The following is a 22,645-nucleotide window of genomic DNA, read 5'->3' as shown; positions in this document are numbered from 1 at the left end:
GTCTTTCGCGCCAAACCGTTGCTCATACGTCGCAAGTGCTGTGAGCGCTCGGGCCGTCGTCTCCGCACCTCCCCAGGAATCGCCCGAGCGCAGACGGAAAAGACCTCGAACCAGCGGCGCCAGGCTTTCAGTCTGCTGTGTTTCTGTCAGAGCCCTTATCGCATCGGCCTGCGTTCGGACTTGTAAAAAGGCCTGCACAAAACCGCTGCCCGTCCGCGATGGCTCTCCGGCCGATATCCAGGCCTCGGTACCCCCCTCGCGTGGCTCGGGAAAGCAGATCACGGGCCAATATTGCCCGCACGTCAGGTTCCAAATGGGGGCTCTCCAGCCACGCGAGGAGATCTTCCGTGCGAAGTCCGCTGCGCCATTCGCCGTCGCGCAGCATGCGGCTTGCGGCGTCGAGCGCAGGTCCAGCATAAAGGAAAGCGAGCGACGAAGCTCCGTGCTTAGCCACCAAGCGTCGCCCGCACTCTCGGTCATCCACCTTGGCAGCTCGACACGCTTGAAACGTTCCTGCGATCTCAGCAGGTCGCGCTTTGGAGGCCTCGTCGATGGCAGAAGCAATGCTTGAAGGAAGGGATAGCTCGGCCGCTCGCGCGGCTCGTGCTGCCGCGATGATCAAGTCTATCTCACGCGCCGAGGCTTTCTGACCGCGGTTGCCATAGGCGAAGAATTCGTCTGGTCCATATTGACGCTCCGCCAGAATGGACAAAAACGTGGCGATGCGGCTGCGCGCATCGTCGGGCTCTGGGGCGCACGCGTTCGCAACCAAGTCCCAGCGGGGAAGCCACGAGGAGGCCGCCCACACCCAGGCCGCCAGCGCCTCAGTCGTTTCGACCTGGGGAGTACAAAGCTGCTGCATGGCCGCATGCAATGAAAGATGTCCCGAGGTAGGTAGCGCAAGTCCTCGCGAGAAGGCAAGCGAGACCCGTGGTTGGGTGCTCTCTTCTCGATGGACGTCATCGTTTTCACCTGAAGGCCAAAGGATGGATGCGTCGTGAATGCCGGGACCATCGCCAAACGACGTGACGTGATCGTCGAAATGGGTAGGGATGACGTCGAGCTCGTGAACGACCTCGTCCAACAAGGATCGACCCGAAAGGACGCTTGCCCGAAGTTCGATGGAGGTCGCTCGCGAAGGTGCCCTGAGGCTTGCTGTGAACGCGCGCCGCTGTCCAGACTCAAGAGACTCGTCATTGCGTGCGAGGCCGCCTACCTCGACCGACGCGCCGTTTGCATCCTGGGCGCGTGCGCGCAGCGAGACGGTCTTACCCTGCCCTGACTGGTTCTGAACCACGAAGGGGATTTCGGCGTGGTCCCCGGAGCGAAGAAATGCGGGAGCACCAATCCGGACCGCCAAGGGCTTGCTCGTGGTGAAAGATGTTCCCCCAAGCCCGAACGACCTATCGCCGTGGGCGGCGGCGACCATGACGCGGTACCGGGTTGGCGTATCGGGAAGGACAAAGCTGATCTTCGCCTGACCATCGGCGTTGGTGAAGTGGCCTGCAGAAAAATGCGCTGTGGGACGAAGCTCTCGGCGAAACTCAAGGCTCGCCGCCTCACGAAGTTGAATGCTCGCCGCCTCACGAAGCTGGCCAGAACGGTGATCCCAGGCATGCAGGGACAAAGGCCAAACTTCGCGGGTGCTTTGGTGTTGCATCGGCGTCGGTTCTCTGCCCCGCCCGAGAAAGTCCTCGAAAGGATCTGTCCACTGCACGCGATGGCTCAACTTCACGAGCGCGTCATCGACAACGGAGACGACGACATTGGCTCCCGGCGCCGGCCTTCCATCGGGGAACTTAACCCGCATATGCAGCTCGAGCCGCTCCCCGGGCGTGTGAGTCGTATCATGGCTTCGTACCGAAGACGACGTGCTCACGCCAACCGCCAAGTGGTGATTGTCGGTTTCAAATAGATGGCGACGAGAGGACGTATGTTCGGTTGATGGCCCACGCTCAGTGACGCCGAGCGTGACCAGCTCGGCCGTGATTTGCCCCCAATTTCCCGCAGATTCGGGAAGAGAGACGAAGCCCGCCTGCGATGCGGCGATCGGCTGCCAGGCCACCACGTCCCCATTGCGCTCGAAGACCAGCATGGCGCGCTGAAACTTCGATTGAGATTCATAAGCCACATGAGCCGAGGTGGCATCAGTTTGCCAGTAGAGTTTCGAGCTCGGTTCCGCAGACGTGATCCGAGTGGGTGAGGCGCTTGTGATCTCGAAGGTGGCCGAGGAGCGGTGCGAACGCCCCTTGTCATCCGTGACCTCGGCAAGCCACACATACTGTCCTTTCGTCAAATGCGCCGCCTCGATGGTCACGGGCGTCGTCCTCGCAAGGACGTTCGTGGTGCTGATTCGCTGATATCCGTGATGTTCACGCTGCGATCCGACGTCATCCGCAGATTTCTTGAGAAGCTGAAGACGAGCTTCGCGTCCTTCGACCGGAGTGCCCCGCGCATCAACCACGATTAAGCTCCCCCGCGAAGTGCTCTCATCAGGCAGGAGCCTCGCCCTGTTCACCTTGACCCCTACCAACAGAGACGAGGGATGAACATGAACGTATTGAAAGTCCTTCCACTCTCTATGGTTCAAGTCTTGGACTTCCGACTCGACGACGAGCAGCTCCGGATGGCCTGGATCTCCAGAGCCCGGCAGGCGATACTCCGCGGTGGCCATACCCTTTCCATCCAAGACCGTTTCGCGGGTCACGGCCTTGAAGTGAGAGCGGGCCACAGGTGGCGGCGGGACGTCTCTCCCCGTCGAAAACACGAAATCTTCGTAGAGCTTTGGGTGCCACGTCGCATGGGACTTCAGCGTGGTTCGCCAGCGTGCTTGCGAAAGGCCGCCTCCGGACAGATACGTTGCCCTCATCATCATTTCCATGTTCTCACCCGCGATGATGGGCTCTTGCGACATGGTGAGCTCGCTCTCGAACTCCGGGCGTTCGTAAGCGGCGACGACGAATGACTCGGACTCGCGCGATAGAACCAGCGTCTCGTCACCATCTTGCTTTTCGAGAGAAAAGTGAAGCGTCACCTCTCCCGCAGGGAAGTTTTCGGAGAGCTGAAGCCGCCCGGAGAATCCCGAGTGAGCGGATAGGGCCGATCGACCCAACGCGAATCGCCCATGGCGGTCGTGGGCTTCCCACACAACACTGAGGGAGTTGCCAAATCGCTTCCACTGGGCATGCCCTCCGGCCTCCCGCTGACGAATCCAACCGAAGAAGGCAACGCTTTGGCCAGCCTGGTACAAATGGCGATCGGTGGCTGCATACCATTGAAAGTCTGCGTTCGGGCCTCGGGCCCAGGCGGCGCCGGGATACGGACGACGCAACGTGGCCTCTCGAGTCTTGCGGGCATGCTCCCCGTCTGCGTTCTCCGCGATGTCAGCCCCGAGCGCGTCCTGATGAGGCCACGACTGATGCGGCACAAGGAGGTGGGCTTGTCCGTGGCGCACCTCGAGCAAATCATCCCCTGCCTCGAGCAGGCCGAACCTTACAATCCCATCCGCATTGCTGGTGGTCGTGCGACCAGAGGGCCAAAGCCTCACGGTCGCGTCGGAGACGGGTTCGGCGCTGGCCAAATCCGTGATCCACGCGGAAAGCTCCGTGCGACCCATGAATGTTCGTAGCGCCAGTGTCGTGCGCTGGACCCACAGTCTCAGGCGCTTCAAGGGGAGATCTTGCGGCCCGAGAACCTCGGCCTCGAGCACATAGTGCCCAAGCGTGACGGGAACGTTGACCCCGAAAGATGGCCCTTCTCCCGTCGAGGAGCCAAGCCTGGCGCTGTGCTCCCACAGGGTGGCGCCCCTTGCAAGGCTCATCTCCTGGTCGGACCGCAAGCCGAGGTAGTCAGGCAGGAAAGAGGGATGGGCGGATGCGACGCGTACGCGTACTTCACACGCGGGCTCGCAGTCGGCCTCGAGACGCAGGGTCTGCTCGGGAAGCAGCGCGACGAGGGGGCCCGGCAGCCATCGGCCGTCTCCCTCGGTCCACGCAAGCCGGGGGACAGCCGGCAGAACTTCGACCTCGGTCGAGGGCGTCTCCAGGGCTTGGCCAAAAATGTCCCGGAATCCTCGGGTGTGAATTGCGGCAATCCCAGGCTTTGCACATGAGATCTCCAGCGCAGCGTCACGAATCCTGTATCGGCGGCACCCCGGACTCATCGCGACGGAGCCATGGCTGTCTTTGCCCAGCGGGTGGGAGAGCGGTAGATCCCAGCGCTCTTTCGCTCTGATGCGGCGGCCGGGCCCTGAGTCCGTTCGCGGGGTCAGGAACCGAAACGGGCTCGCGGTGCGGAAGTCGACTCTCTGGGCGGTCTGGGTCCTTCGCGGTCCCTCCAAAGAAGGCAAACCACTTCCGAGGACGAGAGTGACTTGCGCATCTTTCGGCAGCGGCGAGACCGGCTCGAGGACAGCCCGTCTGTGCCCGGAGTCGCTTTTACGCTGGTTGCGGATGAGCCACTCTGAGCTTGTGCTGCGGGCAGGAATGGTGCGAGGTCCCTCGCTCCCCGGCACCTCGAAGACGGTGCGGCTGACGACGTCTTTGGGGTCCACGTCTTGGTCGAAAAACAGTGCCACCTTGGGCCGCTGCGATGTTTCCTGGTGATGAGAGACGTCGAATTCGTGACGAAGGATGCGAGGAGGCGTCGTGGAAAAATTGATTGAGTCTGTCGAGACGACGGACGCGTCTGGAAGTCGCGTGGTCACACGGTAAGTCGTGGCCATCGCGAAGCTCGTTCTCGGGACAAACCGCAGCTCTCGGGTTGACAGCCACATCCAGTCCCCCTCGACAGGGGGATCCAGGGCCACAGGAGGCTCGGGCATGGCGTCCCAGGTCATGAGGGGGATGATCGGGTGATCAAAACGCACCAGAACCTCTGTCGGTGCTATGACCTCGCCTTGGGGCCACACGGAGCTGATGCGCGCTTGTCGATTTACAAGGGATTCCCGTGGTCCGAAACGCTGCGTCGGTCCACGTTCCAGCACACATGAGGAAGCGACGGCTGCCGCGAGCGCAAGCAAACCGAGCCCACGTAGCCCCTTTGCCGGTGATGTCACTCGAAAGGCCTCATCACGTGTTCTTCACACAATCTCGTCATGGTGCCACGTGGGCCAGTGCATGCTTCGCCCGGTTTCGGGTCACCGTTTCTTCTCATTCGAGATCGACTCAGAATATTTGACCCGATTGACCAGGCTTCGGGATCAATAAACATCGTGAGGGCCGTCGACTCAACGAAACACAACGCTTACCGCTTCGTCTCGGCCATATTCGTCGTTGGGCTGGGTCTGACAGCGACGGGCTTCGGAGCGCAGTCCGTGTGCGCCCATGCCGCGCCCGTGGCGGTCGCGGACGAGCTGGTCAAGAGCCGCAACGCCTTGACGCGCAGCGAAGTGCGTGCCGACGTGACGTTTTGGGAAAGCGGTGTGGGCTTGTGGCAGCAAGCCTACGGTGGCCTCGATCTGAACGCGACGTCTCTATCGTTGCAAATGCCGGTCACCTTGGCCTGGGTGGCACGGATGGGCGTCACGGCCCTCAACCAGCGCCCCGGATTTGCCACCGGCAACTGGCAGAGCGGCGTTTTGGCCGTCGAACGCCAGATCCTCGAGCGTCTCTGGGCCATCACCCAACTCGACGTTCAAGCCCTGTCTAGGTCGCCGGGGCATTTGGTGCACCTCGCGGCGGGCGTCCAGGGGCACCTTCCGCTGGGTACACACGGAATTTATTCGATGGTCTTCCGCGCGAAGGTTCAACGTGTCGCGATGCTCAACGAAGAGGCAAGCGACGCTCCCTCTCTCTTCGAGGCAGACCTCTCGGGGGCCATACGCGTGCGTCTCCCCTATGAGTGGATCCCCTACGCGTCATGGGGAGTTGAAGTGATTCATCCCTTCGCCGTGCGAGGGCGGGCCTTCTGGGTCCCCGGCGATCCCCAGTTCGAGGGACATAGCCGCGTGGGTGTGGACTTTCGATTCGGTTGGGTGGTCGATAATGTGTGGGACTTTGGATTCGGAAGCGTCACGCTCACGCGCGGCAGGAGCCAACGCTCCCGGCTCCCGGTATGGCTCGGAGGCCACAAGCAAAGCGGCCTATCGTTCTTTCTCGCCCGGCGCTGGTGAGGCTTGCCCGCCTCTCGTACCCAGCCTGGCAAGCTCAGGCTCGCAACTTCCGCCTCGTCGAGTCGTTGGTTTACCGAATGCGGTCTTTCGGCATCCGCTTGCCGTCCTTGAGTCGTTTCGTTGACGCTATGCCACCGTCCCAAGACGATTTCCCTGTAAGGAACGGCAAGCCCCGGCCACAAAGAGTGCAGCTCATGACCCAACGACTCCTGTGTCACGCCCCGAGACAAGTGTGCCTCCCGGTCCTCTCCCTGCTCCTCTATCTCACATGGCCCGGGTGCGGTGGGAGCCCCGACAATGAGCCACGGGCGGAGGTCGATGCCGGACGCAACGAAGGTGGTTCGGGGCTGGGGGGTGCCTCAGGGGGCAGCACGGGCAACGCGGGCGCGGGAGCGGAAGCGGGCGGAGGCAGCGCGCTGGGAGGCTCTGCTGGAACCGATGCGGGGGCCGGGGGAACACCCGCCGTGGCTGGACTGCCCGCCACGGGGCGCTGGACCTGCGAGCAGATGACCGCCCATTTCAACAGCAGCCTCCCTGAAAAGCCCATCGACGCGATTTGTATCGAGAAGGTCGATAGCCCCGAGGCCTGGCTTCGCGTCAGCGTGCCTGAAGCGGCGATGGGCCTCGTGGCGTCCACGAAGTACTTCTTCCCGTGGCAAGGGCGCACGCAGATCCCTCACTCGTTCATTCATGCCACCAACTTGGGCCCCGCGAAGGGAAACGGCGACTTCGAAACCCCTCTGCACTTGTTCTTCGCCCACCTCTTTCTCGGTCCCTACTTTCCTTCCGGAACCTATCAGGACCTGTACTTCGCAACGGGAAGCGCGCGGGTGGTCAACGGAGGAGCCCTTGGCGAGTGGCTCCGCCCCGATGGCAGCCGCGAATACGCCTATGTGCTCTACGGAAGCGAGAAGCTGAGCTGCGATGAGCAGAAAGCCTTTCACACGGACATACTCAGCGCCTTTACCCTGCGCCCCTTGCGTCGCCTGGTGTCCGAGCGTTTCATAGGGGCCCAGGCTCCTCCCGCAGGTTGCAGCATTCCGCTGCTTGCAGAGTGAACGCAAGCGCGCGTCGTGCTAGGCCCATCATTGATGGGGCCTGCTGTCATATTGTTCGCTCATGGAGCCGGGGCGTCGTCGTCTCACCCGTGGATGCGAGCGTGGGCCGAACGCCTTGTTGCATTCGGTCGTGTGCACACCTTCGACTACGCCTACATGGCTTCGGGGAGCAAGCGCCCCGATCCCTTGCCCCGTCTCGTGGCTCACCACGCGGAAGCGTTGAAAGGAGCTCGCGCGACCGCGGAGGACGCAAGCGTTTTTTTGGCAGGCAAATCGATGGGTGGGCGGGTGAGCTGCCACCTGGCGGCCGAGCAGGACACCGGCGCGCGCGGCGTGATCTGCTTCGGTTATCCGTTGAGAAGCGCGGGCGCGGGCAAGAGCCGCGCCGAGATCCTCGCGCGTCTTCGCCTGCCGGTGCTCTTCGTGCAAGGCACCCGCGATCCACTCTGTCCCACAGACGAACTCGTTTCCTTGCTTCCGAGCCTGGCATGTCCCGCCACGCTGCACCTCGTTGACGACGGGGATCACTCCCTGCAAGTTGCGAAACGAACGTTGGCGCGGACGGGGCGCACCCAGGACGACGTCGACCGCGCCATCGCAAGGGCTGTGGGAGACTTCATCGCGGCCTGGCGCTGAGCCGCTGGCGATCGGCCGTGCGCGTGTGCTGATCGCCCAAGACGCGTGCGTCAGTCGCGCTTGGCTGCGAAGCGAACCTTGTTCATGGTTCCCAGGCGCTCCACGAGGGCTTCGATCGCCCGATCTCGCCGCTCGCGCTCTATCTGCTGGCGAATGGCGGGCTCAGCTTCTCGCAACCCCTGGACGACAGGCGCACGTCGGGCCTGTAGCCGCAGCAGGTGAACGTATCCGTCCTCGGTTGGTACGGGATCGGAGACCTCCCCCGGCTTCGAGAGCGAAAGAGCTGCACGCACCAGAGCTTTGGGAAGCACGCTCGTTTCGTCCACGAACCCGCGATCACCTTTGGTCTTTGTCAGATGCGGATCTGCCCCGTGGGCGAGCACCAGCGCGACGAAGCCTTGCTCGTCCGAGGGAGCCAGCTGCCGCGCGATGGCCCACAGGCGCCGCGCTTCGCGCTCGTCGCGGAGGGCGAGGTCGATCACGCGGACCGCCGCGGGGCGCGTGAACATGTGCTCGAGCTTTTCGTCATGGAAGCGTTGTACATCCGCGTCCGTGATGCGCGCCGGATCCGAGGCTCGGCCAACCTCGTCCTGGATCAGCTTCGCCACGGCTTGTTGACGTGCCACATGCAACACCTCGGGATCCTGCATCAGCCCACGCCGATCGGCCTCCTGGGCCAAGAGCTCGAAGCGCACCAGATTCTGCAGAAGCGTCTGCCGCGCGGCCGGTGTGGTCGGTGCAACGCCAACCCGGTGCGCCCGCGCCGCCTGCCGGGCCAGATCCTCCTCTGTCAGCGCGATTTCACCCACCCAGGCCACCACCGTGTCGCCGCCCGACGCCGCTGCTCCTGCCCCCTGGACGGCGTGGGGGCGCGACACCCCCAGCCCCCCAGGGATGTGATGATCCGCTGGCGTCTTCACCGGCGACCGGCAGGCGCCAACCATGAGCGACCACCAAAGAAGTGTCGCCGCACGTGCTGTCCATCGGGCAGCGAAGGGCAATGACCTCACAGGGCGATGCAGGCCGGGGGGGATGTTTGCTCCACGTCCCGTCAGTTGAGACGAACGATGCGCCCCTCGATGACCGCGGTCACCGGGCTGTTCTCCTCGACGTACTCAATCAAGGCGTCCAGATCGACGTCTCCACCGACCTGGTTTAAGCCCTTGGTGAACTCGACGAAGTTGTCGCCACCGGCCGCCATGAAGTTGTTGGCAGTGATGGTGTAAAGAGCAGTGGGGTCGAGCACCGTGTTGGTGGCGGCATCCCGTACCTCGACCACACGAGCGCCGGGCGGCAATGCGGCATCCCAGGTGTAGGAGAGGCCCGAGACCTTCATGATGCGAGGAAACGGCTGCGGCGCCGCCCATTGTTGCTCGAGCACGTTTTTGATCTGCGCCCCCGTGAGCTGCATGGTGACGAGGCTATTGCCAAAAGGCTGCACGGTGAAGAGCTCACCCCAGGTAATGTCTCCGGCATCGATATCGGCACGGATGCCACCTGGGTTCATGAAGGCAAACTGAGTGCCCGTGGCGGCGCGTTGGGCATCGGCAATCAGGTTGCCCATCACTGATTCGCCTGCTGTGTTTTCGGTGCGGGTCAGCGGCACCGGCGCAACGCCGACCACCCTGTTGACCAACGGGGCCACTCTGGCTTCTGCGTCGATGACGAGGGTCGCGATTGCGGGATCGGGAGTGTTGCCGGGTGCCACGTCCGAAAACGTGGTGATGACCTCGGCCGACCTGCCCACCACGTCACCCGAAACCGGATCCACCAGCAGCTCGATGTCGGCGTAGGCCGTGCTGGCCGAAAACGCCTGCGTGACCAGGATATCGTCCGCTCCGGGACGGGGGACGATCGCATTCGTAAAGCTGTGCGCGTGGCCGCTGACAACGACGTCGAACTCAGGGTCGAGTCGCGCGATGATGTCCAAGATGTCCGGGCCGTCGATGACGCCAGGCACGGCTTTCGTTGGACCTGTGAAGCTGGACTGCCGCCCCCCCTGATGGATGACCAGGACGATGGCGCGCACGCCCGCTGCTTTCAGTTCCGGCACGTAGCTGTTGGCGGCGTCGGCCTCGTCGAGGAACTTCAACCCGGCCACACCCGTCGGCGTGACGATGGTGGGCGTGGTCTCGAGCACCGCGCCGACGAATGCGACAGGTACACCCCGCACGTTTTTGACCACGTAGGGGGGAAGGAGCGGCGCGCCCGTCGCTTCGTCGACCACGTTGGCGGAGATATAGGGGAACCTCGTGCCCCGATAGGGACTTTCCAAGTACGGACCCATGGGATGATTGCCGCCCCCGATGAGACGCAGGAGCTCGCTTCTGCCCTCATCGAATTCATGGTTGCCCAACGTGCCCACGAGGTTGCAGTTTGCGTTCGTACGGTCGGCGTAGGTACAGCTTTCGTTTGCCAGCATGTTCAGGAACGTGATGGAGGGCTCGTCCTGCAACAAGGCCGAGGCAGCCGGAGATGCGCCCACGTGGTCTCCCGCGTGCACGATCAGCGTTTGCGCCTCCCGCCCTGCGGCTGCCGCCTTGAGGTAGCTGCCCAAAATGGCAGCGCCCCCGACCGGCCGCCCCGACACAAAACGTCCCTGCGAGAGCTGTCCATGGAAGTCGTTGAAAGCCAAAAGCTGAACGCGCAGGTTACCGCCTTGGCAGAGGTCACCGTCAGGAACTCCGGCGCACACATGGCTATCGGGTTCGAAATCGATGCCGACCGACAGCCGGCCGTTGCGGATGAGCTTGAGAAGAACCTGCGCCACGGCGCGAAGCTCGATCCGCACGGTCACAGGTGCTTCGTTTACGAAGGACGGCTCGAGACCCGCGATGACGGCGCAAGGCGCATCGAACGACCGGGCCGATACGGTGACCAATCCCAGAGGGAGTCGATCGATGAGAAAGGAGGCTGGTGCGCCGGGGGTTAGATCGAACGTCACGTTGCGCGCGCGGGCGCCGCTGACGTCGACCGCCAGGCATTGCGTTCCCGCCGGCACGCTGGACAGAGCGATTCTCAAGTCGCCCGTCGAGCCGCCTGCGTCGGCGTCAGTCCCGTTGCCGTTACATGCGAAGAGGCCGAGGGCCAGAGCCACTCCAGCCGCCGTCACCGCTTGCCACTTCGTTACCATCGTTACCGTCATCGCGCGCCTCGCTTCGTGGGTTTGAGCCGCACTTTACGTGGGAAGCACAAAGCCTCAGGTCACAACTCACTCACGGATCGGTGTCATCCGACGCGGGGCATTGCGAGCCACCCCGTTTTCACGCGCGGTGATGCCCAGCGGACCTTGTGCGGAGCGTGTTAGACTCACGATACACATGAAACGTACAAATGTTGTGTTGCGCGAGGACCTGCTCGAGGAGGCGACGCGGCTGGCCGGAGAACGCACATACTCGCGAACGATCGAGCGCGCGTTGGAAGACTTCGTCCGAAGGGCAAAGGCCCGGCAGATCTTGGAACTGGCGGGAAGCGGTCTTTGGGAGGGCGATCTGACAGAGATGCGCACCGACCGGCCCAAGCCGGGGAAGCGATCGCGTGTTTCTCGTTGACACGTCAGTGTGGATCGCGGTCTTCCAGCGCAAGCCGACCCTACGACTGGAGGAGGTTGCTAGCCTCGACGACGTCGTCACGTGTTTGCCTGTCATCCAGGAGGTCTTGCAGGGATTTCGTGACGAGTCCGCTTACCGGCGAGCCCGCGAGGCGATGGTGTCCTTCCCTTGTTTGGAATCTCCGCTGTCGCTGCCGGTGTTCGAGGGCGCCGTCGATCTGTTTCGTGTGGCGAGACGATCGGGCGTGACCGTCCGCTCGTCCATCGATTGTCTGATCGCTGCCATTGCGATTCGTCATGGCGTGACGGTGTTGCATCGTGACCGTGACTACACGACCTTGGCAAAGGTTTCGGCCCTCAGGGAACGTTCCGCATAGGCCCGTCGACCGAAAGAGGTAACAGGACGGCTGAGGCGGTGTATCCCCCGGGGCACCGCTTCTTGCCAAGTTGTCTTGACAACTTGATGTCTTTGCCCCAACCTGAGCCGAGAGGTGCTCAATCCACGGTCTCCCCTTCCGCTTTACGCGCAGCTCGCCGAACGGCTGAGCCGGGAGATTCGTGCGGGTTTTCACCCGCCGGGCAGCCGCCTGCCATCGGAGACGCAGCTGGCGCAAACCTTCGGCATTGGGCGTCCCACAGTGCGGCAGGCAACCGATCTTCTGGCGGCGCGGCGCCTCATCGAGCGGCGGCGCGGCGCGGGCACCTTCGTGCGTGAGCGGGGCCCGGAGGCGGAGGTGGACGTGTTTTCGATCGCCGGCACCGTGGCGTCGTTTCGCTCGAGCGGGCTCGCGCTTTCGACGGCCCTTTTGGCGCCCGTGAGCCGGGTGGAGCTACCGGCCGAAGGGGCGGGGCCGCTGGCCGGGCGCGTGGTGTTTGCGTTCTCGCGGGTGGCCACGGTCGCGTCCACGCCCGAGCTTGCGGGGGGCCCGGTCCTGATTGAACGGTTCACGCTCGATGCGGCCGTGTTTCCAGGCCTCGATGCCATCGCTCTCGAGAATCGGTCGCTGGCCCAGGTGGTCGAGGAGCAGTTTTATCTGCGCCCCGTGGGCGGTCGGCAAACGTTCTCGGTGGCAACGGCCTGCGATGCCGACGCCCGGGCGCTCGAGGTTGCTGCGGGCACCCCGCTGCTCCTGGTGCGGCGTACGTTGGATTTCGAAGGTGCACCCGCGGCGCTTCATGCGGAGCTGCTGTGCCGCACCGACAAGGTGCAATTCACTCAGTCCATCGGTGGGACTCAAGGAAAGAACGAAACATGAAACAGCGCGGATATCACGGACAGTTCGGGGGCGCTTACGTGCCCGAGATCTTGACGGCCACGTTCGACGAGCTCGAGGCGGCGTTCGAGAGCGCGCGTCAGGACCCCACCTTCTGGGCCGAGTTCGAAGCGCTCATGGGCTCGTATTCGTGCCGACCGACCCCGATCTCGTTTGCGGAGAATCTTTCGCGGCAGCTCGGGGGCGCCCGTATCTACATCAAGCGCGAGGATCTGAACCACACGGGGGCTCACAAGGCCAACAACGTGATGGGGCAGGGCTTGCTGGTCAAGCGCATGGGCAAAAAGCGGGTCATTGCGGAAACCGGGGCGGGGCAGCATGGCGTGGCAACGGCCACCATGGCCGCAAAGATGGGACTGGAATGCACCATCTACATGGGGGCCGTGGATGTCGCCCGGCAGCGGCCCAACGTGTTCTGGATGGAACAGATGGGCGCCAAGGTGGTGCCCGTGACGGAAGGCTCACAAACGCTGAAGGACGCGATCAACGAGGCCTTTCGCGACTGGGTGACCAACATGGACACCACGCACTATGCCCTGGGCACGGCGTGTGGGCCTTACCCCTTTCCCGACATGGTGACGTACTTTCAATCCATCATCGGCAAAGAAGCCCGTGCACAAATCCTTGGCATCACCGGCAAGCTGCCGAGGCGCGTTTATGCCTGTGTGGGCGGTGGCTCGAACGCGATGGGGATCTTCAGCGGGTTCATGGACGACGCCGACGTGGAGCTCGTGGGTGTCGAAGCGGGTGGGCATGGGCTGGATTCCGGCCTTCACGCCGCGCGGTTGGCGAGTCGAGACGCCTCGATTGGCGTGGCCCAGGGTTACAAGACCTATTTTCTGCAAAGCCCCGACGGACAAATGAACGAAACCCACAGCGTGGCGGCCGGCCTCGATTACGTGGGGGTTTCACCCATTCTTGCTCATCTGCACGAGACCGGTCGGGTGCGCTTCGAGGCAGCCACCGATGCCGAGGTTGTCGCCGCGCTGAAAACGACCATTCGCAACGAGGGCCTCATCCCCGCCCTCGAATCGTCGCACGCCTTCGCGCAGGCCTTCAAGGAGGCGCCTCACTTGTCCCCCGACGACGCGATCTTGATCAATCAGTCTGGGCGCGGGGACAAGGACATCTTCACCGTTGCGGATGCCTTCGGTGACCCCAAGTGGGAACAATTCATCATCGACAAGGCCCGCGCCTACGCGCAGAAGCAGCAAGGATGAAGACCATGCTCGAAGATTACTTGAAGCGCAGGAAAGAAGAGCGGGGCATGCTGCTCATGACCCACATCGTCATGGGCTATCCCGATTTCGACACGAGCTCGCGCCTCGTCGAGGAGATGGTGAAGGCCGGTGTGGACTTGATGGAGCTCCAGATCCCGTTTTCCGAGCCCATCGCCGACGGCCCCGTGATCCTGCATGCGAACCAGCGGGCGCTCGAGGCCGGCTCCACCGTGGAACGCTGCCTGGCGTTCGCAGGGGAGGTCACGAAGAGATTCGACATCCCCTTCCTCTTCATGAGCTACTACAACATTCTTTACAAATACGGCGTGGCCGCATTCGTGGCGCGCATGAAGGCGCTGGGTCTTGCGGGGGCGATCGTGCCGGATCTTCCGCCTGAAGAAGGCCACGACTACCTCGAAGAAATGGCCAAGCAGTCGCAAAGCCCGATCTTCATCTATTCACCCAACACCTCGCCGGCGCGTCTCCGTTACCTGGCGGAACATGGCCGTGGGTTCGTTTACTGCGTGGCGCGCAAGGGCGTCACCGGCAGCAACACGTCCTTCTCGAAGGAGCTGGATGGGTACCTCGACCGATGCCGGGCGGCGACGAACTTGCCTCTGGCCGTGGGCTTTGGTGTCAAGTCGAAGGATGACGTCGACTTCCTTCGCGGGAAGGCAGACATTGCCGTGGTCGGCACGCAGACGATCCGAATCGTCGAAGACAAGGGCGTCGAAGGCGTCTACCCGTTCATCCGCGGCTTGAGGGAAAACGGTTAGCTCCACCGGAAAACGGAGCGAAGGCCAGGGCTTCTGCCTTGACCTCTGCCCCGTGCCCAGCGCTTCGGGCAGGCGCCCGACAGCGCGTGTTCAGAGCCGAAGATGCGTGATTAAACCAAGCCGCGGTTGTGGTTGAGAGCGAAGCCACCGGCCTTGGCGCCGGAAGCGGTCTTGATGAGGGCGCGGTTGTGGTTGAGAGCGAAGCCACCGGCCTTGGCGCCGGAAGCGGTCTTGATGAGGGCGCGGTTGTGGTTGAGAGCGAAGCCACCGGCCTTGGCGCCGGAAGCGGTCTTGATGAGGGCGCGGTTGTGGTTCACGGTGGAGAGGCCGCCGGCCTTGATGCCCGTGGAGGTGCGAACGATCGTCTTGGAGGTTTTCATGGGGAATCTCTTTCGTTTCGGGTTGCGGTTGGTTGGTGTCCCGGGGCTTGCTGCCGTCCGGACGAGGGGGACTACTTCAACCTTCGTGCCAACGTTCGAGCGCCGGGAAAAAACCACCTGGCCCGCCAGAATTGGGCCTTTTTCGGGGGCGTCCCGGCGGTCCAGGGCGTTCCCGTTGGGACTGCGATCCTGCGAGTCCCAACGAGTCCCAACGGGTCCCGACCCCTGTCCCAAGGCAGCCACGGGCCTGCCGGGGCTCCGGGAGCCGAGCCGCCGGGCCCTCGGGCGACTTGGAGCTAAAGGGCCCGTTCGTAAAGCCTGCCCTCGGCAGCGCCCACGAAGACCTTACCCTGGAAGAGGGCCATGCTGGCCGAGCCATCCGGAGCGAACCCTTCGTCGCGCCAGGTGCGGAGATCGGACGAGCTGACGATGGTCTCGTTGTCGAGGAGGACATAAATCCTGTCAGCCTGGGCGGCGTAGTCGCGAATACGGAAATTGTCGACCCGCTCAGCAGACGTGCCGTCGAACGTGGACAAAGAATGGCCGCCGGGGGCTCCCTGCAGAAGGACCTTGCCTGCAAAGACGATGGGTTTCCACCCGCGCAAGGAGGTGTCGGGAACGAGGGAGGGGGTGTCGGTCCACGATTGCCCGTCGAACACTTTGGCTTTGGAATGGATGCCCCCCTGCAAATCCGCAGCTTGGATGTAGAGCTTGTCGTTGAAGGGGGCGATGAAAAAGTACGTGGCCTTGTCGTTGGCCTTTAGAGGAGGCTCCCGCAGGGCAATCGTCCAGGCCTTCCCTTCGTCCGAGCTTTTCCAGATGACCGCGTCTTTTCCCTGCATGCCTGCCAGGAACAGTGTGCCCTTCCACGCAGCGAGGTCGAATGTGTGCACACTCTCGAGACCGCCCTGTGGCCTCCAGGGAGGCCCTGCCGCGTAGTCGGTTCCCCCTCCGGCTCCGGCCACGAGGGCAAAGACGCGGCCGAGAGCCGTTCGATAGAGGAGGGCTGCTCCTTGGTCGAGTGTCAGATGCGATAGATAGCGCTGCTCGATGGGATCCCAGGACATGATGGTGTTCTTCGCGCCGCCACCGGCAGCGACACCATGAGCTGTGTAGACCTGCTCTTCGAACACGTGAAGAGACGACAGCGTCCGGCTGCTCTCGTGGGGATGCACGGACGCAGCCGGGTGAACCGGCAACGCAGAGAAGAGATGCGGCGACTTTTTCCGATAGCGATATGTGTAACGAACAGTACACGTATCTTGCTCGAGCAGCAGAGACACCGTCAGACGCTCTGCCTCGGCCGTGATGTGGGCCTCCAAGACGTCCGTGCCCCGGCATGTCGCCGGGGCCGGGAGTTCGGCCCTGTCCGCCGACACCGGCGAAAGCACCAAGTTGCAGAGATTCGGGAGACTTGGAACGGCGCCCAGCTCCGCGATGCCTTGCCACGGCACCTCGCGATCCTGGGGGGCAGCCGCTCCGCAAGACCCCTCGAGGCGCATCGATTGCCCCGACCAACGACCCACGTAGGCCGGTGCCCCTGGATCCATCGCATCGCCCTGGACAGCTGCATCGACTGGCCTTTCCTCCACAGGCCACATGTCCACGGACGGCATGACCTCTGACAAGGACGCATCCGGCAGAGGCTCCGTACCGAGCTCGACCGGCGGCGTCGCCCGAGGGTCTCCGCAGGCCACGGCCGCCGCGAAGAGTGCCCACAGGGAGGATGAACGAACGGTGATGATGCGCCCTCGTGTCTTCATGGCCACCAGTTCCCGGTCACGTCGAAAGGTGACGCGTGTCGGGAGCGTGTGCCGCAGGGTTCCCTACGGAAGCGACGATGCAGGTTCGGGAGCTAACCGCACGACACCGAGGTGGGAGGGCGTCAGGTCATCCGGGATCTCGACAGCCAGAGCCTTGGGAACGTACGACAGGGCCCAAAGGCCAACCTCGATGCGTGCCCCTGCCGGTGCCCCCGGGAGGAGGAGACGGCCGGCTTCGTCGGTTTCGAGGCGCTGTTTCATCCTCCCGACGCCCGGAATGTTCACGAAGAAGGGCACCACCAGCTTGGTGAAGGGCTGATCGTTTTCGGCGCGCAGCACCGTGAGCTCACGCTGGGGGGCGGGCGCCAGCGCCAGCGCGACAGACCGTTGTTCGCCTTCGGCCAGCGTCAGCCGTTCGTGCGCATAGACACCAGGACACTTTGATATCAGGTCGTATCGACCGGCACTCAGCTCCGAGAAAACAAACGTTTCGGCGCGGATAAGCGCAGCCTCTTGGAGGGGCATCAGGTCTATGCCCTCGCGCGTGACTCGGTGTAGCTGGACCTCACACGCCGCGGGCACCGGGCCTTCCACGCGCCCCGTGATCTTCGCGGGTCTCACGAGAACAACCCTCAGGCCCCGGGCGTCTTGTTCGACGTTCACGAGTTCGGCGCGCCCCTCCGTGCCGTGCTCGACCCACAGCGTGTGCGGGCCGCTTTCGAGCGACTCGCATCGAAAGGTCCCATCATCATCCGTCACGGTCCACGCATTGCCGTGCCGCCAGCGCTGGGGTTGTCGCAAGCGGGCCGGGCCCGCGGTGACCACGGCGCCCCCCACGGGCCGGCCACTCGGGTCGACGACCACACCTTCAAGCGTATGGTTGTGGCGCAAGATCGTGAGATCAAGGGACGTTCTCTTCCCTTTTTCCACATCCACGACCTTCCCCACGTCAGGCTCGGCAAACCAAAGCACATGGGGCTGACGGTGTTTGGGCGCATGAAGCCGAAGGTCATAGCGTCCCGGGGCAAAGGGCCCAAGACGGTATCGGCCTTCGTCATCCGTGACGTCTGAACGATTCCAATACTCGATGACCGCGACGTGCCCCGCGGGGCTGCCATCGTCATAACGCACGACCCCCTCGATGAATCCGGCTTGGGCCAACACGATCTTGGCCTCGCTTTTCTGGACCGGCTCGACGGGGACATCGACACGCCCCAGAAGGTTCGTCTCGAGCCGCGCCGTCAGGGTCACGTCTCCTTCGGCGAGGTTCGTGAGGACAAAGCGGCCGTTTGAGTCGGTCTCGGCATAACGTTCGGGTTCGTCCGACTTCGCGAAAGCGCTCCGCACGCCGGCTGACCGGTACCGGAGCTCGACAGCGGCGCCCTTCACGGCCTTGCCGGCTTCGTCGACGACGACGCCCCGGATCACGTGGGCCCTTTCCAGCCTGACAGGAGGCAAACGACCGTCGAGGCCGATCATCAGTGCGGCGGTTTGCGCAACGAACCCCTCGGCTTCGATGCGCACGTCGAGGGTGCGACCGGGCTCCACGTGCGGCAGTACGAAGGTGCCGAGCGCAGACGTCCTTGCCACACACTCCGGCCCCCCGAAAATGATGATGCAGGCGCCCGCAAGCGGGCGTGCATCGCTTCCTTCGACAGACCCGCGCGCCGGGATCCCTTGGTGCAAGCTGATGGCCAGTTGGGTGATCTCGGGGAAGGCGCGAACGAAGACTTCCTGCTCCGCGACCCCCGCGTGCCCCACGACCAGGGCCGTGTACCGTCCCGCCATCAGACCGTCGATGGAAAACCGACCGTCATCGTCGGTGCGCGCGCTGTGTCTGCCCTGCGCGGGGCCCTTGTCGCCCACGAGCTCGACCCTGAGGCCGCCGAGCTGCGTGTTTCCGCCCGCGCGGTCTTTGCGGGGCCCGTCAAGGCTCACGATTCCGTCCAAACGCGCCGCCGGCCACAACGCGATCTTTTGGTGCAGATCGTGTGTCAGTGACACTTGCGCAGAGAAGGAGATGTATCCGGTTGCGCTGACGGTCAAGAGATAGGTTCCCCGCCTCACGGACAGCCGACTTTGGCCCTGGGGATCCGATGGCTCCGTGGCGACGGGCAGCGGTACATCCGAGATGGCACCCCATACCGCCGCAAGTGTGACTCGGGCGTGCGGCACCGGGCCGCCATCCTTGTCAACGAGGGTCAGATGCAGCGAGAGGGTGGGCTCGTTGATGACGCTGCGAACGAGCTTCGGAAGGCGTTCGTCCGATTCAACGCTGTTTGGGGTCAATCCTGTCGCCGGGCGCGAGGCGATAGAACGGGGATCGCGGTCTTCGCAGGAAGGCAAGCGGGTCATTCCGAAGCCAGCCAGGCCGAGCAGGGCCATGCTGAGCGCGAAAGCCGCGCGTCTCGCTATGCCCTGCCAGGCTGGGAGAGCGCTCCCGCGCCCCGAGGACGCGAGAGCTGGCTTTGTCCCCGCAGCAGCTGTTTCGGCGTCCACGGCGCTGCAAATGGCCGCAACCAGCGCCGCCGTTGGCCGCAAGCGCGAAATTGCGGAGGCGATGGTGCGTTCCGCGTCGTTTCGTAGATGTTGTCGGGCGCGGGACAGGCGCTTTTTGGCAGCGTCCTCGGAAAGGCCCAGCTGCTCCGCCAGTCCCCGTACGCTTTTGCCCTCGAGATAGAAGAGAAAGAGAGGTTCGCGGTGGCGCGTGGGGAGCGAGGCAAGGGCCTCCTCGAGGCCCATGAGCTCCGCTTCCTTGCGAGCCGCCGCTTCGGTGGGATCGAGCCCACCTTCCTCGGCGGCCAAGGTGTCGAGGGGGTCATGGGCACGACGCGCCAACGCGTCTCTTCGTCGGGCATCCCGCAAGCGGCGCCGGGCCAGATTCCGGGCGATGCCGCACAGCCATTCTTTTTGGCGCGACTGGTCTCTCAATTGTTCCTGCTTCCGCCAGGCGACGACGAAAACCTCCTGAGCGACTTCGTCGCAGAGGTAAGGGTCTCCGGTGATGGCCAGCACGACCGCCCTCACAGCGCGTTCGTGGCGTTCGACCAGCCGCGCCAGATCGCTTCTCTCTCGACGTGATTCGTCAGTTTCCATGTCGGTGCCGTTCAGGGCCTCTCGAGCCCGCTGTCACGAGTTCCCCGCTGCCAGCAAAGGTGACCGGGTCTTCGTCATTTCCGGAAAGAACGGGGCTTTGGGGCCCGATCGTCGAAAAAGGGGTTCCGGACCGAGCCCCTCTCGCGCGCTGCCCGGAGGGCACGGTGCGAGGGCAAGTACCGGTTGTTGTTGTCCTCTTTGCGACCCGACCAAATTCGATATTTCGATTATAGTCGGCGCACGCAGGGGCGGGCCTCGCCCGCGTGAATACGCGTACCCGCATGGTGTAGGCTCCACCTGTGCACGAAGATCAACGCCGTCGTCGCGCGCGCGCCGTGCTGGCGCTAACGGCCTTCGTCTTTGCCTGTATCGGCGGGGCTTTCCTGCTCGATACCCGCGGTATTGCCCAGCAGGTCGACATCCGCCTCGACAGTTCCCGCGCGGTGGTCGAATTGGCCACGTTTTACGGCGGGCTTTCGCTCGGGATCGCGGGGGCACTCTTCGTATGTAGCCGCCATGTGGCTTGGCTCGAGCCGGGCCTCTTCGTGGGCGTCGCCATGTTGGCAGGTGCGGCTTTGGTGAGGGCGGGAGCCATGATTGCGACGGGCACGGCGGATGGGCTTTTGATGGCGCTCCTGCTCGCCGAGCTCTGCGGCGCTGCGATCAACGTCTGGGCCCTGAGAACCCTTCGCCGTTGAGGCCGTGCACGATATGCGCGGCTCGCGCCCGATCACCTGGCCGATGAGCTGGCGCGGCTCGTGCATCGTCCGGGGAGGAGGTCTGGACCATGCGCTACATCACCACTTTTTTGCTGCTTACCCACGGCACCATCTGCATGCTGGGGTTTGTCTCAGCCTTCAAGCTCGCGGCGGTGCCCGGGCTGAGTGGACAGACACTTTGGCCTTTGGGCGCGGGCTTGCAGCGGGCGCTCGGCCTCGCGTGGCTTCTCGTGGCTGTGGGCCTCGTCCTGGCCGCGTTCCTGCGCTGGAGGGGCTTGGGCTCGTGGTGGCTCGTGGCGGGCGCCGCGGTGGTGGTGTCGCAGGCGCTCATCGTGGTCCACTGGCCGGAAGCCAAGGCGGGTACGCTGGTGAACGTGCTGCTCGCGTTGGCCGTGCTCTTCGCGGCAGCCGGCGCGCGCTTCGACGCTGCGGGACGGCGGCAGGCGGAGCGGCTGCTCTCGGGGCCCCTCGGCGCGCCGACAATCCTGACGAACGATGAGCTCGCACCCCTGCCTTCCCCCGTGCGGCGCTGGCTGCTCTCGACGGGTGCCGTGGGCCGCCCACGTGCGGCAACGGTTCGGCTACGACAAAGCGGAGGCCTTCGGACCCGTCCGCAGGAGCCCTTGATGCCCGCAGTGGCCACCCAGTACTTCCGGGTAGACCCTCCGGGGTTCGTGTGGCTGGTCGATTTGAAAATGAAGCGCTTGCCCGTGCTCGGCCGCGACGACTTCGATGGACGAACGGGACGCATGCTGATTACAATTGGCGGTCTGATTCCGATCGTGAACGCCACCGGTGAAGGCATCGATCGGGGTGCTGCCCTGCGATTTTTGGGGGAGCTGGTCTGGTTTCCTTCAGCGGCCACCTCGCCCGCCATCACCTGGGAGCCTCTCGATGACGACAGCGCCCGGGCGACTCTGCAGGCCGACGGGTTCGCTGTCTCCGCCGTATTCACCTTCGATGCGAGCGGCCGCTTCACCTCGCTCCGCGCCCGTCGTTCGTACGCGGGCGGGCCCGAAGAGACGTGGTGCGTGGCAGCCCACGAGTGGCGCGCCCCTCATGGTGTGGTCGTCCCCGTTGCCGGCTCCGTGACATGGAAGCTCGCAGCGGGTGACTTCGAGTACTACCGCTTTCACATCGACGACGTCGAGGAAAACCCCGAGCGCCTGTTTCCGCGGTAGTCACTCGTGGGCCTCGGAAAGCCCTTTTGTCGCCCGGGTGCTGTTCGCGCTATGCGGCCAGCACGTCTTCGAGATTGTCCAAGGTTTGGGTGAAGCCTTCTTCCATACCCATTGCGAGCACCTGCGCCAAGGCCTCGGCGTCCTCGTACTCGGTCGTGCAGGTCAGCTTGGTTGTTCCACCCTCTTCGGTGAGAGTCAGTAGGGTACGGGAGGTCGGCATGTTTGGAAGGGGGGTGCCTTCTTCGTCGCAAAAAAGGTCTGTGTACGCGAAGGCGTCCTTCGGGGTGATCTTCCCGAAAATACCCTTCCCCCAACTGGTCTTGCCGAACCAGTCCCCTTGGGCCTCGTCCATGCACTTCATTCCGTAGTGCCAGTAGCCCCCTTCCTTGAACTCCATGTGTTTGATCTCGGTCGTCCAGCCTTTCGGTCCCCACCACCGACGCAGGATGGCGGGGTTCGTGTAGGCTTCCCAGACCCGATCCTTCGGAGCCTCGAAGGTGCGCTCGACGATGAGTGTTCTTTTGTCTTCGGCGATGGTGAATTTGGTCTTGCTCATGGTGATGTCGTCTCTTTCAGGATCGTTTCCAGGTTGTCGAACCTGTCCGCCCACAGATTGGCGTAGTGTTCGATGTGCTTGCGGGCGATGTTGATAGAGCGCGGCACGATCAAAACGACCTGCTCCTTGCCGCGTCGACGTTTGGTGATGAGCTTTGCCTTCTCCAACACTTTGACGTGCTTGGAAATGGCCCCGAATGTCAGGTCGAAATGCGTGGCGATCTCACCGATGCTCATTTCAGCCTGGGCGACGCGAGCCAAAATGCCCCGGCGCGTGCTGTCGGCGAGGGCTCCAAAAAGGAGGTCCAATCGCTGTGCTGATTCT

Annotated in this window: 18 protein-coding genes; 10 read left to right on the top strand and 8 right to left on the bottom strand. The window is 63.7% G+C overall.

The genetic code is table 11. The features are described from left to right. Nucleotides 1–127: 127 nt before the first annotated feature. Nucleotides 128–4,837, bottom strand: coding sequence for a hypothetical protein (locus KA712_12675; protein MCG5053810.1), 4,710 nt, complete (start codon nucleotides 4,835–4,837; stop codon nucleotides 128–130). Nucleotides 4,838–5,212: 375 nt separating this feature from the next. Here KA712_12675 and KA712_12670 point away from each other — a divergent pair, with 375 nt between their 5' ends. The 3 genes from KA712_12670 to KA712_12660 all read left to right on the top strand — a co-directional run bounded on the left by KA712_12670 (nucleotide 5,213) and on the right by KA712_12660 (nucleotide 7,806). After that, nucleotides 5,213–6,112, top strand: a complete 900-nt coding sequence (locus tag KA712_12670) for a hypothetical protein (GenBank protein ID MCG5053809.1) — start codon at nucleotides 5,213–5,215, stop codon at nucleotides 6,110–6,112. Nucleotides 6,113–6,306: 194 nt separating this feature from the next. Then, entirely contained in the window at nucleotides 6,307–7,170 is an 864-nt protein-coding gene (locus KA712_12665; GenBank protein ID MCG5053808.1) for a hypothetical protein, read from the top strand. 33 nt (nucleotides 7,171–7,203) lie between these two features. Next, nucleotides 7,204–7,806, top strand: a complete 603-nt coding sequence (locus KA712_12660; GenBank protein MCG5053807.1) for an alpha/beta fold hydrolase — start codon at nucleotides 7,204–7,206, stop codon at nucleotides 7,804–7,806. Between the two features lie 50 nt (nucleotides 7,807–7,856). Here the strand turns inward: KA712_12660 and KA712_12655 are convergent, their stop codons facing one another. Further along, on the bottom strand, nucleotides 7,857–8,726 hold the full coding sequence (locus tag KA712_12655; protein MCG5053806.1) for a peptidyl-prolyl cis-trans isomerase: 870 nt from the start codon (nucleotides 8,724–8,726) through the stop codon (nucleotides 7,857–7,859). Nucleotides 8,727–8,857: 131 nt separating this feature from the next. After that, entirely contained in the window at nucleotides 8,858–10,951 is a 2,094-nt protein-coding gene (locus tag KA712_12650; protein MCG5053805.1) for a bifunctional metallophosphatase/5'-nucleotidase, read from the bottom strand. A gap of 175 nt (nucleotides 10,952–11,126) precedes the next feature. Here KA712_12650 and KA712_12645 point away from each other — a divergent pair, with 175 nt between their 5' ends. The 5 genes from KA712_12645 to trpA all read left to right on the top strand — a co-directional run bounded on the left by KA712_12645 (nucleotide 11,127) and on the right by trpA (nucleotide 14,626). Further along, complete coding sequence (locus KA712_12645) at nucleotides 11,127–11,357, top strand: type II toxin-antitoxin system VapB family antitoxin (GenBank protein MCG5053804.1); 231 nt, start codon at nucleotides 11,127–11,129, stop codon at nucleotides 11,355–11,357. Beyond that, entirely contained in the window at nucleotides 11,344–11,733 is a 390-nt protein-coding gene (locus KA712_12640; GenBank protein MCG5053803.1) for a PIN domain-containing protein, read from the top strand. The genes KA712_12645 and KA712_12640 overlap by 14 nt, the downstream gene beginning before the upstream one ends. Nucleotides 11,734–11,847: 114 nt before the next feature. Continuing rightward, a complete protein-coding gene (locus tag KA712_12635; protein MCG5053802.1) occupies nucleotides 11,848–12,612 on the top strand; it encodes a GntR family transcriptional regulator in 765 nt (254 codons plus the stop codon). Next, nucleotides 12,609–13,850, top strand: a complete 1,242-nt coding sequence (gene trpB / locus KA712_12630; GenBank protein ID MCG5053801.1) for a tryptophan synthase subunit beta — start codon at nucleotides 12,609–12,611, stop codon at nucleotides 13,848–13,850. The genes KA712_12635 and trpB overlap by 4 nt, the downstream gene beginning before the upstream one ends. A 5-nt stretch (nucleotides 13,851–13,855) precedes the next feature. Beyond that, the gene (gene trpA, locus KA712_12625; GenBank protein ID MCG5053800.1) at nucleotides 13,856–14,626 is read left to right on the top strand and encodes a tryptophan synthase subunit alpha; all 771 of its coding nucleotides are present in this window, start codon (nucleotides 13,856–13,858) and stop codon (nucleotides 14,624–14,626) included. A 110-nt stretch (nucleotides 14,627–14,736) separates the two neighbouring features. Here the strand turns inward: trpA and KA712_12620 are convergent, their stop codons facing one another. From KA712_12620 to KA712_12610, 3 genes are all read right to left on the bottom strand, one after another. Continuing rightward, nucleotides 14,737–15,006 carry a hypothetical protein gene (locus KA712_12620; protein MCG5053799.1) on the bottom strand — a complete coding sequence of 90 codons (270 nt, stop codon included), beginning with the start codon at nucleotides 15,004–15,006 and terminating at the stop codon, nucleotides 14,737–14,739. Nucleotides 15,007–15,302: 296 nt separating this feature from the next. Continuing rightward, the gene (locus KA712_12615; protein MCG5053798.1) at nucleotides 15,303–16,769 is read right to left on the bottom strand and encodes a hypothetical protein; all 1,467 of its coding nucleotides are present in this window, start codon (nucleotides 16,767–16,769) and stop codon (nucleotides 15,303–15,305) included. A 63-nt stretch (nucleotides 16,770–16,832) separates the two neighbouring features. Then, entirely contained in the window at nucleotides 16,833–19,865 is a 3,033-nt protein-coding gene (locus tag KA712_12610) for a sigma-70 family RNA polymerase sigma factor (GenBank protein ID MCG5053797.1), read from the bottom strand. Between the two features lie 299 nt (nucleotides 19,866–20,164). Here KA712_12610 and KA712_12605 point away from each other — a divergent pair, with 299 nt between their 5' ends. Further along, on the top strand, nucleotides 20,165–20,563 hold the full coding sequence (locus KA712_12605; GenBank protein ID MCG5053796.1) for a DUF4345 family protein: 399 nt from the start codon (nucleotides 20,165–20,167) through the stop codon (nucleotides 20,561–20,563). An 89-nt stretch (nucleotides 20,564–20,652) separates the two neighbouring features. Next, complete coding sequence (locus KA712_12600; GenBank protein MCG5053795.1) at nucleotides 20,653–21,765, top strand: hypothetical protein; 1,113 nt, start codon at nucleotides 20,653–20,655, stop codon at nucleotides 21,763–21,765. A gap of 49 nt (nucleotides 21,766–21,814) precedes the next feature. Here the strand turns inward: KA712_12600 and KA712_12595 are convergent, their stop codons facing one another. Together KA712_12595 and KA712_12590 are read right to left on the bottom strand one after the other, a co-directional pair. Then, the gene (locus KA712_12595; protein ID MCG5053794.1) at nucleotides 21,815–22,321 is read right to left on the bottom strand and encodes an SRPBCC domain-containing protein; all 507 of its coding nucleotides are present in this window, start codon (nucleotides 22,319–22,321) and stop codon (nucleotides 21,815–21,817) included. Beyond that, complete coding sequence (locus KA712_12590; GenBank protein ID MCG5053793.1) at nucleotides 22,318–22,629, bottom strand: metalloregulator ArsR/SmtB family transcription factor; 312 nt, start codon at nucleotides 22,627–22,629, stop codon at nucleotides 22,318–22,320. The genes KA712_12595 and KA712_12590 overlap by 4 nt, the downstream gene beginning before the upstream one ends. Nucleotides 22,630–22,645: the final 16 nt, after the last annotated feature.

Source organism: Myxococcales bacterium (genome assembly GCA_022184915.1).
Taxonomy (GTDB): domain Bacteria; phylum Myxococcota_A; class Polyangia; order Fen-1088; family Fen-1088; genus JAGTJU01.
The sequence above is the reverse complement of the archived record's forward strand: the minus strand, read 5'-3'. Positions and strand labels throughout refer to the sequence as shown.

Coding starts and splice junctions, on each gene's coding strand:
- KA712_12675 (MCG5053810.1), bottom strand. CDS start 4,837: ATGACCTGGGACGCCATGCCCGAGCCTCCTGTGGCCCTGGATCCCCCT.
- KA712_12665 (MCG5053808.1), top strand. CDS start 6,307: ATGACCCAACGACTCCTGTGTCACGCCCCGAGACAAGTGTGCCTCCCG.
- KA712_12660 (MCG5053807.1), top strand. CDS start 7,204: ATGGGGCCTGCTGTCATATTGTTCGCTCATGGAGCCGGGGCGTCGTCG.
- KA712_12650 (MCG5053805.1), bottom strand. CDS start 10,951: ATGACGGTAACGATGGTAACGAAGTGGCAAGCGGTGACGGCGGCTGGA.
- KA712_12645 (MCG5053804.1), top strand. CDS start 11,127: ATGAAACGTACAAATGTTGTGTTGCGCGAGGACCTGCTCGAGGAGGCG.
- trpB (MCG5053801.1), top strand. CDS start 12,609: ATGAAACAGCGCGGATATCACGGACAGTTCGGGGGCGCTTACGTGCCC.
- trpA (MCG5053800.1), top strand. CDS start 13,856: ATGCTCGAAGATTACTTGAAGCGCAGGAAAGAAGAGCGGGGCATGCTG.
- KA712_12620 (MCG5053799.1), bottom strand. CDS start 15,006: ATGAAAACCTCCAAGACGATCGTTCGCACCTCCACGGGCATCAAGGCC.
- KA712_12615 (MCG5053798.1), bottom strand. CDS start 16,769: ATGAAGACACGAGGGCGCATCATCACCGTTCGTTCATCCTCCCTGTGG.
- KA712_12610 (MCG5053797.1), bottom strand. CDS start 19,865: ATGGAAACTGACGAATCACGTCGAGAGAGAAGCGATCTGGCGCGGCTG.
- KA712_12600 (MCG5053795.1), top strand. CDS start 20,653: ATGCGCTACATCACCACTTTTTTGCTGCTTACCCACGGCACCATCTGC.
- KA712_12595 (MCG5053794.1), bottom strand. CDS start 22,321: ATGAGCAAGACCAAATTCACCATCGCCGAAGACAAAAGAACACTCATC.